This is a genomic window from Pedobacter gandavensis, assembly GCF_032678465.1.
Taxonomy (GTDB): domain Bacteria; phylum Bacteroidota; class Bacteroidia; order Sphingobacteriales; family Sphingobacteriaceae; genus Pedobacter; species Pedobacter gandavensis_B.
The window spans coordinates 281196-294616 of record NZ_JAVTSK010000004.1 but is presented as its reverse complement, the minus strand read 5'-3'; the positions used below and the strand labels follow the sequence as shown (position 1 = coordinate 294616).

Genomic DNA, 13421 nt, shown 5'->3' with positions numbered 1-13421 from the left:
TATAGATAATGAAGAAATGTATCTCAACAATTAAAAACCATTTGCTTTAAAGAGGCCTGCAAACCTTTCTATGTTTTGTTCTACCTTAGGATCTTTGATCAATTCCGGAGCATGATGCGGTTTTATACGTGCATCGATGACCACAGGACCAGTACATCCCCAATGTTTATTTGTAGTAAATGAATTGATCCCATGAATATCCATAGCAGGATTACTCCTGGTAAAGGTAATCCATACCAGATTATTGATAGTTGCAGCTGTGAAAGCACTATCATCACACAAAACTATCATAGCAATCCCATCGAGATCCTCGTCTTTCAATTTCTGGTTTAATACTTCAATTTCTTCAAGAGCATTGGCATGACTCAAATAAGTAGAGGCCTGAATGGTAAGCAGGCCTGGAATAGCAATATGTGCTCCACTAAAACCTTCAGGTAAATCAAACCCAACTGGCACTACAGCTGATAATTTTCTTCGCTCAGCTCCTGCAGCAGCAAAAACCACTTTTGAACCACTATTCAACCCATCGCCACTGTAATCCAGTGTATCAATAGTGGTATTGGTATGGAAGTGTAAATCGGTCTTAAAGTCCATTCTCGACAATACATGCTGCATAAACCGGGAAAGGTCATGCGTATCCAAAGATTCGTCATCTTCCCTGGCTGCAATAAACAGGTATTTAGCCAGGCTCAATTGATTCTTACCTAGAATATGATTGGAAATGGTAAGGATCTCCTGGGGTCTACGTTCCGTTAGAAATGGGGTGTAACGTTCACTTCCTATCGCAAACAACAAAGGATGTACACCTGCAGCATCTACCGCATTGAGTTCTTTTAATCCGTGAATCTCACGTGGCAAAGCCGATCCGGCAATTTCATGAATCAATGCACCAAAACTCGTGTCCTCCTGAGGAGGTCTGCCCACAACCGTAAAAGACCATATCGCATCCTTACGATGGTAGACATTGTGCACCTTCATTAATGGAAAAGGATGTGTTAAACTGTAATAACCCAAATGATCCCCGAAAGGACCTTCAGGTTTCGTTTCCTGAGGATAAACGGTTCCTGTAATTACAAAGTCTGCATCAGCAGAAATACAGAAGCCTTCTTCATCATAGAAATACCTGAACCTACGGTTCCCTAATGCACCCGCGAAGGTCATCTCCGACAAACCTTCCGGCAAAGGCATTACTGCCGCTAGCGGATGTGAAGGCGGACCACCTACAAAAACACTCACTTTTAATGGTTGACCTTTGGCATTGGCTTTCGATTGATGAACTCCAATTCCTCTATGAATCTGATAATGCAGACCAATTTCCTGATCCTGTACATAATCATTGCCAGCAAGCTGAATACGGTACATTCCAAGATTTGCATTCATAATCCCCGGCTTATCTACGTCCTCCGTATATACCTGTGGCATTGTAATAAAAGGGCCGCCATCCATAGGCCAGTTTACGATCTGTGGCAAAGCACTAATTGTTGTTTTACTGAAGGTAGATTTAAAAGTTTGTTTTAAAGGCAATGCGGTAAGGGCACTAAGACCTATTGCAGGAAGTTTCAATGGATTTTTAAGAGCTGACATCGGATCAAACTTTAATCCAACCAATTGTTCCACTTTATCAAGGCTATCCCTAAACATAAACTTCGCGCGCTCCAACGTACCAAACAAATTAGAAACAGCAGGAAAAGGACTTCCTTTTACCTTCTCAAAGTATAATGCTGGACCCTGTTTTTCGTAAACACGCAAATGAATAGCCGCCATTTCTAGATAGGGGTCAACTTCTTCTTTAATCCTGATTAGATGGCCATGTTTTTCTAAATCGGCCACACATTCTGCTAAACTTTTATATCCCATTACCTTCCAAAGGTATTAAACTATTGTTGCTTGGCATAAAAGCATTCCTCCGAAAAAATAAAAAAACGTCATATAAAAATAAAAGCTCCGCTGCTAAGGGTAGCAGTCGAAGCAATTACGAATGGGAGCGTTCCATGTTCTTTAATACCTTTTATAGAATCCTGGTACCAGCCAGGGTCAGTTGATTTACATTTTTGACAAAAGTAACTGCCAGACATTATGAATTAGTAAAATTTTACAACTAAAGAGTACAATATTATAATCTTATACACACTTTTAACTATTTTGCAGTCCCAAACCACAAATATCTTCATGTCAACCCCTCTCCACCACAAAATAAAACCAGATCAAAAATACTTACATGCCGTATTTGAACGTTTAGACTACTTCTTCCCACTTCCAGCAGGCGCAAAAAAGCAACTAGGGGAAACTTGTTATGAAATTCATGTCAAGAAGAATGAATATTTATTGAGGAAAGGAGATTATAGTTATTTTATTTATTTTATTATCGAGGGTATCCTTACTGGTGAAGCCACTTCAGGAAAACAAGTACTTACAAGTTTCATCTGTGTTCAGGGAGAATTCGTATCTGCCATAGAAGGGATTTATGGCATTGTTCCAGCCACGGAAGACATAAAAGCAGCTGAAGATTCCTTATTACTCGGCCTCCACGTACAAGATCTGGAAAAGGTAACAGCTAACTTTCCAGAAATGAACATTGTAATGAGAAAAGTGATGGAGCTTTATTATAAGATAGCGCACCACAGATCGGTGTTTTTCAGGATTGGTAATGCTTCAGATAAGTATGCCGACTTCTTAAAAAATTACCCCCACCATGCTAGCCGGATTCCATTAGAACTAGTTGCCTCCTACCTCAACATTAAGATCACAACCCTCAAGAAAATTGTAAGTACTGCTAATAAGAAGGGAGATGAGAGGATATTGTCTAAAGAGCAAATTGTATTCTATCTGGAAGAACATCGCCCCTATCTTCAGAAGAAACTCTCGCTTGCCCAATTTGCCCAAATGTTGAACCTCAGTTCCCACAATTTATCTCATTTACTGAACCTATATTTTCAGCAAAACTTTAGTCATTTTATAAATAGCTATAGGGTAAATTATGTTTTAGATGAAATGCAGAATAAAGACCATTGTAAACAATATAGCCTGGATGGCTTAGGACGTGAAGCCGGTTTTTCTTCTCGCAGTTCTTTCTTTTACGAGTTTAAAAAACATACCGGAATTACACCCAGAAACTATCTTCAAAAAATGAATGAAACGATACTTTAAAGTATGGGCAAACCCCACAAAAAAACCGCTTCTTAAAATATTAGGAAGCGGTTTGGTATTTTTAGAAATACTAAAACTTATTTTTTACCACAAAATGATCGCAACATCCAGGTATTTTTCTCCTTAAACTGCATAAATCTGTTGACCATATCATTTGATCCATCATCCCCAGCCTTATCAGTAGCATCTAATAAATCGCGTTCTATCTGAATTAGATGAGCCATATCTGCTAAAATCTCTTCTACCATATCCATATCTTTCATTCCTATGGTATTCACTTCCTTGATGGATGACTCTTTAATGTAATCTGCAAATCGACTATGCGGCGGCTTTCCTAAAGTCAGGACACGCTCTGCAATTTCATCTATTGTTAACTGTGCATTGGTATAAAGTTCTTCAAACTTGATATGTAAAGTGAAGAAATTCTGACCTTTTACATTCCAGTGACAACCTCTCAATTTCTGGTAATGTATGTGATAATTAGCCAGATAGTCGTTCAGCATGTCCACTACAGGTCTCACTTCTTTCTCATTTAAACTAATTTCTTTTGCGTCCATAGTATATATTGTTTTATTTTTGTCCGATCATAGGAGTGCCTATACAACAACACGAAAATTAAATGGTTTTGAAAAATGTTATTTTAAGGGGCAATACCCCATTGGAATGAACGTTAAATATCAAAATTCCCGCTTTCTTTTATTATTCGTATAATTGTTTATTAAATTTAACAGAGACATTAATGTATAAATATTATATAGTATCGTTATTTGCAGTGCTTTTAAAATTACCCACTGCCAATGCCAATACCAATACAAGGGATTCTATAGGAGTAGAAAACCACAATGGGAAAAAGTTAATTGTCCACGAAGTAGCTGCAAAAGATACCTATTATGCCATTGGAAGACGATACAATGTGACTCCGAAGGAAATCATGACTTTCAACGACAATAAGTTCCTTCAAATTGGTGTCATCATTAAAGTACCAACTAACCTTCCATTTACTAGTCCAGCACCAGATAGAACACCAGTAACGGCTAGTAATAGAACAGGAATTCCTAAAAAGAATGAAAATACAGATCCTGATGGTATTTTAATTGAACATACAGTTCAAAAGAAAGAAAATCTGGGTATGCTGGCAAAGAAATATAACACTACAGTTAATGAGATTAAAAGGATCAATAACCTCAGAACCATTAACCTTTCTATCGGTCAGGTGTTAAAAGTTCCTGCAAACGAAGTTGTAGTGGAGAATGAAGCAGAAACTAACCTCTCTGGAACTGTACCTGCAAAATCAGGAGTTGGGACTACACAACCGGTTGCCACAGAAACTAAAAACCCAATAGATACGAAGAAAAAAGAAGAAGTTCTGGTTCCTATCTTCCCGAAAAAACAACAGCAATCAGCTGCAGCAAATCAAAATCCAACAGCTGATACTTCAGAAGACTTTATTGAACATACTGTAGCTTCTAACGAAACACTGTATTCCATTGCCACTCGTTATAAGCTCACAATGGATCAGGTAAAAGCAAAAAATAACCTGAATGGCTATGCATTAAGAGTAGGTCAAAAATTATTAATCAAAGGTCAGTATCCACAAAAACCAGTTCCCTCGGCTAGTCGCCAGGAGGAAAACCCAGTAGATACCTTGAATTCTATAAAAAATCCGTCATTAAGGTTGCCAGCGAGCAGATATGGTCTAAACCAAATGGACGAAAAAGGAACAGGAACCTGGATTGCAGATCCGGATCTTGATCCCTCAAAAATGTTGGTATTACATCGTACTGCACCAATTGGAACCGTAATGAAAATTACCAATCCAATGAGCAATAGGTCTACTTTTGCGAAGGTAGTTGGTAAATTCACCGAAAATGAATCTACAAAAGATGTAATCATTGTAATGACTAAAGCCGTAGCGGACGCGTTAGGTGCTATAGATAAAAGATTTTTTTGTAATTTAACGTACGGTGGACAAGATAATGAACAATAAGCCATTTATCATTGGTATTGCGGGGGGAAGTGGTTCCGGTAAAACCTTTTTTTTAAATTGTTTCTTACATCATTTTAAGAACGATGAGGTAACCCTGGTTTCCCAGGATGACTATTACATTCCTGTGGGCGAAATGAGTCAGGAAGAAAACAAACTTTATAACTTTGATCTGCCATCAACCATTGATGATCAGCAGTTTCTTTTGGACATCAAGAAATTGATTAAAGGAGAAGTGATTTATAAAAAGGAATACAAATTTAATAATCCTTTAGCTGTTACTAAAATTCTGGAAATTCATCCTGCGCCAATTATCATTGTAGAAGGTTTGTTCATATTGCATTTCAAAGAAATTGCAGCCTTATTAGACCACCGTATTTTTGTTGAAGCTGAGGAATCAGTAGCTTTAGCGCGTCGCATTAAACGCGATGGTATGGAAAGAGGTTATCCGGAAGATGACGTAACTTATAAATGGCATAACCATGTGGTTCCGGCATATAAAGAATACCTGTTGCCATACAGAGAAACTTGTGATCAATTGGTCACCAATAATTTAAATACTCCAGATGACATCATTAAAATCACAGAAGAGATATCTGCAGATTTAAAAGTGAAATACTGCAAACATAAAGCAGAATAAATAAAAGAGGGACGCTATAGCGTCCCTCTTTTATTTAGTTTAATATCATTTCCGGCACATCATCATCTGCAAATAGCTTACCTGTGGTAGCTTGTCTGATGTAATCCACACTCACTCCTGGAGCCCTTTCTATCAATTTAAATCCGCCGCCAAGCAAAACATCCAATACCGCAAGCTCTGTCACAATTTTCTTGATGCAATTGACACCAGTTAAAGGTAAGGTACATTTTGGTAAGAGTTTACTCTCTCCTGCTTTGTTCACATGTTGCATGGCCACGATAATGTTCTTTGCGGAAGCCACCAAGTCCATTGCCCCTCCCATACCTTTCACCATTTTTCCAGGAATTTTCCAGTTGGCAATGTCTCCATTTTCTGAAACTTCCATTGCACCTAAAATAGTAAGGTCAATCTTCTGACTTCTGATCATCCCAAAACTCATCGCCGAATCAAAAATAGAAGAACCAGGCAGGGTGGTAATCGTTTGCTTACCTGCATTGATCAAATCTGCATCCTCTTCACCTTCAAAAGGAAAAGGTCCCATTCCTAATAGGCCGTTTTCCGACTGGAGCACCACATTGATGCCTTCTGGAATATAATTGGCAACCAGTGTAGGAATTCCAATCCCTAAATTCACGTAATAACCGTCTTTGATTTCTCTTGCGATACGTTTCGCAATTCCGTCCTTATCCAACATATTAATAATTTACAGGATTAATTTTTTGTTCTAACTGTTCGTTGCTCAATTCTTTTTTCATAATTGGCACCTTGAAAAATACGGTGCACGAAAACACCAGGAGTATGGATGTGATCCGGATCAAGCGCTCCTGCTTCTACGAGCTCTTCCACTTCTGCAATGGTGACTTTTCCAGCCATAGCCATTACCGGGTTAAAGTTTCTGCTGGTCGACCTAAAAATCAGGTTACCCGCAGTATCACCTTTCCATGCCTTTACGATCGCAAAATCAGCATTGAAAGCATATTCCATCAAGTAGTCTTTACCATTAAAGTTGCGCACTTCCTTTCCTTCAGCTACTTCTGTACCTACGCCCGCGGGGGTGAAAATTGCAGGCATTCCATAGCCTGCCGCCATACATCTGGTAGCCAGTGTACCCTGAGGAATCAATTCAACTTCCAGCTCTCCACTCAGCAATTGGCGTTCAAATTCCGCGTTCTCACCTACGTATGAAGAGATCATTTTCTTTACCTGGCGTTTCTGAAGCATCAATCCGATACCAAAATCATCTACCCCAGCATTATTAGATATACATGTTAAATCTTTAACACCCTTTTTTACCAATGCGGTAATGCAATTCTCAGGAATCCCACAGAGCCCAAAACCGCCGAGCATCAGGGTGTCCCCATTCTCTATATCGCTGATGGCTTCATCAGCGCCCGAAACTACTTTGTTGATCATATATAAGGTTTTGCTACTAAATTATAGTATAAAATGTGTTCGAACAATTTATTTGGCGATTTCTATAATTTTATCATCATTACCATTACTGGTGGTGATATAGAGCTTTCCCTCCGGAGATTGGCAAATGGCTCTTAGGCGTCCAAACTGATTTAGGAGAAAATCCTGAGCTGTAGTGATTTTGTCGCCCTCAGAGTTTAAACTCAACTGGGTAAGTTTAGATCCTTTCAAACTGAGCAGTAACAGTGAATTTTTCCATTGCGGAATGTAATCTGAATTGTAATAATTAAGGCTGGAAGTAGCAATAGTAGGTGTCCAGGCAAACATTGGCTCTACCACATCGTTCGAAGTACAAAAGGCCTTTTCTGAAGAGAGGTTACAAAAACCTTCCACATTTGGCCATCCATAATTCCGACCTTTAAGAATCAAATTCACTTCATCATCATTATTCGGACCATGCTCCGCGGCATAAATCTTATCTCCTACCTGAATTAGTCCCTGTGGATTTCGATGACCAAAGCTCCAAACCGGACTATTCACAAAGGGATTATCTCCCGGAATACTCCCATCCAGATTCAGCCGGAGGATTTTTCCTGATAAAGAATTTTTATCCTGAGCATTGTTCGCGTTACTCGCATCACCTGTGCTGATGAATAACTTTTGATCAGCACTGATCATCAATCGGGAACCATTATGAATGCCAGAAGCAGGAATCTGATCTATAATAGATAATGGCGAGCTTAAAGCCCCATTCGCATAGGTAAACCGAACTACTTTCTCTTTGTAGTTATTTCCTGTTCCGTAATTATACACGACATATACCCATGGATTAGTCGCAAAATTTGGAGCAAGCACCATTCCAAGTAAACCACCTTCTCCGTTGGCAACTACTTCAGAAATCTGATGCAATAGGGTCACAGTTCCAGTTTGAGGATTGACCCTACTAATCTTCCCTCCCCTTTCCGTCATCCACAATTGCTGATCAGGCCCATAAATGATTTCCCAGGGAAAAGCTAAACCAGCAGCAAGAACTTTTGTCTTTAGCGCAGCATCAGGAAGTATGGGATCCTGTATTGCAGCAGATTTGTTTTTCTTACAGGCAGTAGTGCAGAGCAGAATTGCTAAAGCACTGATGATTAATGTTTTCATAGGACATTACTTTGTTTGATAACAAGCAATGTCCTGAATATGTTTAACTAGTTGAAATACACATAGGTAATTCCATCGCCACCTCTGTCGGCATGCTCATCTTCCACACGATTTACCTGACTATATTTTTTCAGGTATTCGCGGATTAGTTTTCTTAAAATTCCATCTCCCTTACCATGAATAATTTTTATGAATGGAAAACCCAGCATAATAGATTTGTCGAGGTATTTCTCGACCTCGTGCAAAGCATTTTCGCCCCGCATGCCGCGTAAATCCAACTCAGCAGTAAAATTACCGATGGCCTCAGAAATGCTACCAGTATAAGAATTGTTCTGAATTGCCTTTTTAGCCTGCTTATTACTAATCTTATAAACCCTGTTTTTCTTTAAAACAGAGCGGAGATCACCTAAAGCAACTACTAAATTATCTCTATTGATTTCTAAGACCTGTCCGGTGGTTTCACTATTGTTCAACTGCACCCAATCTCCAACTTCAATTGGCGTATTTAAAACTACCGCGACTTCAGGTTTTTTTTCTTCTTTTACCTGATGTTGTACGAGAACTTTTTGCAGATTCTGACGGAGTTCTTTGGTGACGATTTTATCGGCTTGTTTGTCTTTAATCTCCGCAATTGTATTTTCTACAAGTTTATTGGCATTTTTAATAATCGCCTGTGCTTCCAGTTTTGCTTCTTTGATCAGGATTTTTCTATTTTCATCAAGGAACAGTTTTAGCTTTTCATTTTCGGCAACCAGGTTTTTCACTTTATTCTGCTGATTTGACAAATGTACCTTCGTATCATAAATCTGCTTTTTCTCTTTTTCTAAATCTACCAGTAAACTGTCAATACGGTTTTGATTGGTGCCAGTTTTCTTCCTCGCCAATTCCAATACTTCTTTCTGAAGCCCGATATTTTGAGCGATTTCAAAAGCATAAGAACTACCTGGCTTACCAATTTCCAATACATACATCGGTTTCATACGATCGTTATCAAATAACATCGACGCATTTTCTAAACCAGGAGTATTTCCAGCGAAGAGCTTTAGATTGGAATAATGGGTAGTAATTACCCCTCTTACCTTCTTATTATTTAAGACTTCCAACACTGCCTCAGCCATTGGTCCACCGAATTGCGGGTCAGTACCTGTACCAAATTCATCAATCAAAACCAATGTTTTTGGCGTAGCATGAGCTACAAAATGTCTCATTTTCGTTAAATGCGCACTGTAAGTACTCAAATCACTTTCAATAGACTGGTCATCGCCAATATCAGCAAAGATATTTTCGAAGATTCCAACTTCACTCGATTCATGAACAGGAATCAATAAACCCGATTGAACCATGATCTGTAATAAACCTACAGTTTTCATACATACCGACTTTCCCCCGGCATTTGGTCCGGAAACCAATACAATTCTTAGGTCATCTGTGATGTGTACATTTAAGGGTACCACTGTCTTTTTATCTTCCTTGAAAGAAAGATATAGCAGTGGATGCCTGGCATTGTTCAGTTTCGTTCTCGCCTCCTTTACCAGGATCGGCATATCCGCCTCTATATCAATTGAAAACAAAGCTTTAGCCCGAACAAAATCCAATTTTGTCAGAAATCCATGATATGATAACAATAATGGCGTATAGGGCCTTAAATCTGTCGTCAGCGCGATCAGAATCCTAATGATCTCTCTACGTTTATCAAATTCCAGATCTCTTAACTTATTATTTAATGTAAATACCTCCTCCGGCTCCAAATAAACGGTTTGCCCACTGGCAGACTCATCATGAATGAACCCCTTAAGTTTTCTTTTATTCTCTGCTAGAATCGGAATACACATCCTCCCATCTCTGATCGTTAAACTCCCATCTGCTACCCAGTTGTTACCTATGGCAGTTTTATAAATGGAATCCATCCGCTTTCTCACATCCTGCTCTGTCTTGGCAATGTCGCCGATAATCTGCTGGAGGGTACTCGAAGCATTGGGCTTGATTTTACCTTTCGGATCCAGCACCGTCTCAATCTTTTTGAGGATATTTTTCTCTACGGGAAGGTGTTCCAGTAAGGCTTCCAGATTAGGATAGATTTCTTTTCTTTCTTCAAAAAAGCGCAACACAGAAAATACCGTCTGTAACGAAACATACATCTGGTACAATTCTTCTTCTACCAGGTAAGTTCCCTCTACTTTAATTTTATCTGCTAATGCTTTAATATCAAAAAAGCTACTGATCTGTAAAGGTTCCTGGTTTTCCAGGATGCTTTTAAATTCATAGGTCTGGCGCAAAAATTTATTGATCTGGTCATACTTAGTCATGACCTGCATTTTATCGACCATCTGTTGTCCCATTGGACTTAAACAGTGTTTATGAATAAGTTGTCTGACCTCACTAAAACCCAAACGCTCTAAACAATTCTCCGGATATAACATACTTATAATTCTAATTTTGGTTTTTGTAAACCATCTTTGGCTGAATGTACTCCATCACCTTTTTGGTGGTGTCTGTCAGACCAGTTGTGTCTTTCAGCAGGAAGCGGATTTTATAATCCGGCGATTTTCTTTTCAGGGAATCCGCACTCACCTTCCGTAATAATTCTATTTTACTTTTCTCATTTGCCAATGAATCCGATTTGGTAATCACGGCTTTCTGTTTGGTTAAATCGTCAACCACACGGGTATATATTTCATCCAATAACTTTGGATTATCATTGTAATAGACCATGCTTCTTGCAAGAATCGCAGAATCAATCCCATACTTCTTATAAATCCCCATGTAATAAGAAGCAGCCACCTTCTTTGCAGAATCAACTTGTGGGATGGCAGTGATATATGCGTCTGCCACATGAATGTCGCTCAATACACCTGGCATTTGATCAGGTTGGATGATGTCTTTAGGAATTCCTGGTTTACAGGCCGAAATCAGTAAAAATAGGGACAGTATATATAAAAAGTTTCTCATTATGCTTAAAACATCATTATTTCTTAGCCAAAGTTCGCTAAGGTTCTTAATTTTACCAAAAATACTGATAAATGAGTATAGCAGATAACTTATTAAAATATAAAAACGAATTGGATGAAGTAGCGGTGAAGTTAATCGCGGTTTCAAAATACCAGGAGGCATCCGCAGTTTTAGAGGCTTATGATGCCGGACAAAGGGTGTTTGGTGAGAATATTGTACAGGAACTCGTTGAAAAACAGGCGCAACTTCCACAGGATATTGAATGGCATCTGATTGGCCATTTACAAACGAATAAGGTAAAACACATTGCTCCTTTTATCCAACTGATTCAGTCCGTAGACAGTTTAAAATTGCTGATCGAGATCAACAAACAAGCAGCAAAAAACAAAAGAGTGATTGATTGTTTACTACAGATTTATATTGCTGATGAAGATACCAAGTTCGGCTTAGGTTATGATGAAGCGATTGAATTGCTGCGCTCAGAAGAATTTGCAGCAATGAAAAACATCAGGATTGTTGGCTTAATGGGCATTGCCAGCAACAATGCACAAGAAAAGCAAACCATGGACGAGTTCCAGGAGCTAAAAGTGCTTTTTGATGGTATCAAAGTAAGTTTTTTCAGGAAAGACAGCAGCTTTAAAGAACTTTCTATGGGCATGTCCGGAGATTATAAACTAGCCATTGAAGCCGGAAGCACTATGGTTCGCGTGGGCAGCAGTATTTTTGGAAAAAGAAAAATTAAACACTGGAAAGAAGAAGCATAATGAATATAAATATCAGAGTTGCCACACAACAGGATTGTCCACGTTTATTAGAATTGATTCATGAACTTGCCTTATATGAAAAAGCACCGGAAGAAGTAACAGTTACTTTAGCGGAATTTGAAGATGCAGGCTTCGGTTCAAATCCTGTCTGGAATGCTTTTGTAGTTGAAAATGATCAATTGATTATCGGCTTTGCCTTATACTACACAAGATATTCGACCTGGAAAGGATGCAGATTATACCTGGAGGACTTTATTGTTACAGAAAGCTATAGAGGAAAGGGAATTGGAAAGCTACTTTTTGAAAGGGTCATGAAAGAAGCCAAAGACAGAAACTTTAATGGCATGAACTGGCAGGTATTGGATTGGAATGAACCGGCCATCAACTTTTATAAGAAATATGAGGCTCATCTGGAAGCAGATTGGCTGAATGCTTCATTTTCAAAAGAACAAATTCAGAAATAACGACTCAGGATACAGGTTTTTAATAACAACACTTTATAAAAAACTGACATCGGAACCAATTGAACTCATTAATCTTTTAAAAACAACAGCACATGAAAAAATTAGCAATACTATTGCTGGCTTTAAGCTTTGCAGCTTGTCAGAGTGAAAAAAAAGCAAATGAACAGGGTGATACTACAGGGCTTGCTAATCAGGAAATGAATGCTGATAAAGAGTTGACTTTTAAGTATGACAGCCTTAAAGTGTTCAGTAAGCCTAATCCTAAAGTTAAAACTACGGATACCGCTTATGTCCGCATCGTGTATCCGGTATTTTCTGATCAAAAGCTGAATCAATTGGTACAGCAAAAAACGATTGATGCCATCGTAAATCCCGATGAAAAAAAAGACCAGACCTATCAGCAGGTGGCAGCTAATTTCCTGAAAGGTTACGAAGAAATCAGAGATACCGAAGGAACCATGGGGGCTTGGTTTTTAGATGCCGAAACAAAGGTATTGACGGATCAGCCGGATTATTTAGGTCTCGAGCACAGTCTGGTAAATTATTCCGGTGGTGCACACCCAAATAGTGCCATGATTTATTGGAACATAAATCCACAAACATTACAGGAAATCACACTGGAATCCTTGATTAAGGAGGGTAGTATACCTCAACTCACCAGCATTGCAGAGAAAATTTTTAGAAAAAATGAGAAAATCAGTCCTACTGCGAGCCTTAAAGACAGTTATTTCTTTGAAAATGACAAATTCAGTCTGAACCGCAATTTTACGATCACAAAGGAAGGTCTTAAATTCCTTTACAACCCATATGAAATTAAAGCCTACGCTTATGGCAGCACTGAATTGACCATTCCTTTCAGCGAAATCAAAGACATAGCCAGGCCAAATACATTAACAGCCCGTACAAAATAA

The 13421-nt window shown here is 38.7% G+C and carries 13 protein-coding genes; 6 read left to right on the top strand and 7 right to left on the bottom strand.

Annotated features, from left to right (window positions below; all coding sequences use genetic code 11):
- Window positions 1–30: 30 nt before the first annotated feature.
- On the bottom strand, window positions 31–1857 hold the full coding sequence (locus tag R2Q94_RS09885; protein WP_316821291.1) for a UbiD family decarboxylase: 1827 nt from the start codon (window positions 1855–1857) through the stop codon (window positions 31–33).
- Window positions 1858–2169: 312 nt separating this feature from the next.
- On the opposite strand from R2Q94_RS09885, the gene R2Q94_RS09880 reads away from it, so the two are divergent.
- Window positions 2170–3147 carry a helix-turn-helix domain-containing protein gene (locus R2Q94_RS09880; RefSeq protein WP_316821290.1) on the top strand — a complete coding sequence of 326 codons (978 nt, stop codon included), beginning with the start codon at window positions 2170–2172 and terminating at the stop codon, window positions 3145–3147.
- A 77-nt stretch (window positions 3148–3224) separates the two neighbouring features.
- Here the strand turns inward: R2Q94_RS09880 and R2Q94_RS09875 are convergent, their stop codons facing one another.
- Window positions 3225–3704, bottom strand: a complete 480-nt coding sequence (locus tag R2Q94_RS09875) for a DNA starvation/stationary phase protection protein (protein ID WP_316821289.1) — start codon at window positions 3702–3704, stop codon at window positions 3225–3227.
- Between the two features lie 182 nt (window positions 3705–3886).
- Here R2Q94_RS09875 and R2Q94_RS09870 point away from each other — a divergent pair, with 182 nt between their 5' ends.
- Both R2Q94_RS09870 and R2Q94_RS09865 read left to right on the top strand, forming a co-directional pair.
- Window positions 3887–5134, top strand: coding sequence for a LysM peptidoglycan-binding domain-containing protein (locus R2Q94_RS09870; RefSeq protein WP_316821288.1), 1248 nt, complete (start codon window positions 3887–3889; stop codon window positions 5132–5134).
- Window positions 5124–5771, top strand: a complete 648-nt coding sequence (locus tag R2Q94_RS09865; RefSeq protein WP_316821287.1) for a uridine kinase — start codon at window positions 5124–5126, stop codon at window positions 5769–5771. Before R2Q94_RS09870 ends, R2Q94_RS09865 begins: the two co-directional genes overlap by 11 nt.
- A gap of 34 nt (window positions 5772–5805) precedes the next feature.
- Here R2Q94_RS09865 and R2Q94_RS09860 read toward each other — a convergent pair whose 3' ends face one another.
- Genes R2Q94_RS09860 through R2Q94_RS09840 form a run of 5 tightly spaced genes read right to left on the bottom strand, consistent with a single transcriptional unit; the run spans window position 5806 to window position 11282 of the window.
- Complete coding sequence (locus R2Q94_RS09860; protein WP_316821286.1) at window positions 5806–6465, bottom strand: CoA transferase subunit B; 660 nt, start codon at window positions 6463–6465, stop codon at window positions 5806–5808.
- Window positions 6466–6482: 17 nt separating this feature from the next.
- On the bottom strand, window positions 6483–7184 hold the full coding sequence (locus R2Q94_RS09855; protein ID WP_316821285.1) for a CoA transferase subunit A: 702 nt from the start codon (window positions 7182–7184) through the stop codon (window positions 6483–6485).
- A gap of 48 nt (window positions 7185–7232) precedes the next feature.
- On the bottom strand, window positions 7233–8333 hold the full coding sequence (locus tag R2Q94_RS09850) for a PQQ-dependent sugar dehydrogenase (protein ID WP_316821284.1): 1101 nt from the start codon (window positions 8331–8333) through the stop codon (window positions 7233–7235).
- Between the two features lie 47 nt (window positions 8334–8380).
- Window positions 8381–10753 carry an endonuclease MutS2 gene (locus R2Q94_RS09845; protein WP_316821283.1) on the bottom strand — a complete coding sequence of 791 codons (2373 nt, stop codon included), beginning with the start codon at window positions 10751–10753 and terminating at the stop codon, window positions 8381–8383.
- 10 nt (window positions 10754–10763) lie between these two features.
- Entirely contained in the window at window positions 10764–11282 is a 519-nt protein-coding gene (locus R2Q94_RS09840; RefSeq protein ID WP_316821282.1) for a DUF4296 domain-containing protein, read from the bottom strand.
- A 71-nt stretch (window positions 11283–11353) separates the two neighbouring features.
- On the opposite strand from R2Q94_RS09840, the gene R2Q94_RS09835 reads away from it, so the two are divergent.
- The 3 genes from R2Q94_RS09835 to R2Q94_RS09825 all read left to right on the top strand — a co-directional run bounded on the left by R2Q94_RS09835 (window position 11354) and on the right by R2Q94_RS09825 (window position 13421).
- Window positions 11354–12046 (top strand): YggS family pyridoxal phosphate-dependent enzyme, encoded by a 693-nt coding sequence (locus R2Q94_RS09835; protein ID WP_316821281.1) that lies wholly within the window; start codon window positions 11354–11356, stop codon window positions 12044–12046.
- Window positions 12046–12510 (top strand): GNAT family N-acetyltransferase, encoded by a 465-nt coding sequence (locus tag R2Q94_RS09830; protein WP_316821280.1) that lies wholly within the window; start codon window positions 12046–12048, stop codon window positions 12508–12510. The genes R2Q94_RS09835 and R2Q94_RS09830 overlap by 1 nt, the downstream gene beginning before the upstream one ends.
- 92 nt (window positions 12511–12602) lie before the next feature.
- A complete protein-coding gene (locus R2Q94_RS09825) occupies window positions 12603–13421 on the top strand; it encodes a DUF3298 and DUF4163 domain-containing protein (RefSeq protein WP_316821279.1) in 819 nt (272 codons plus the stop codon).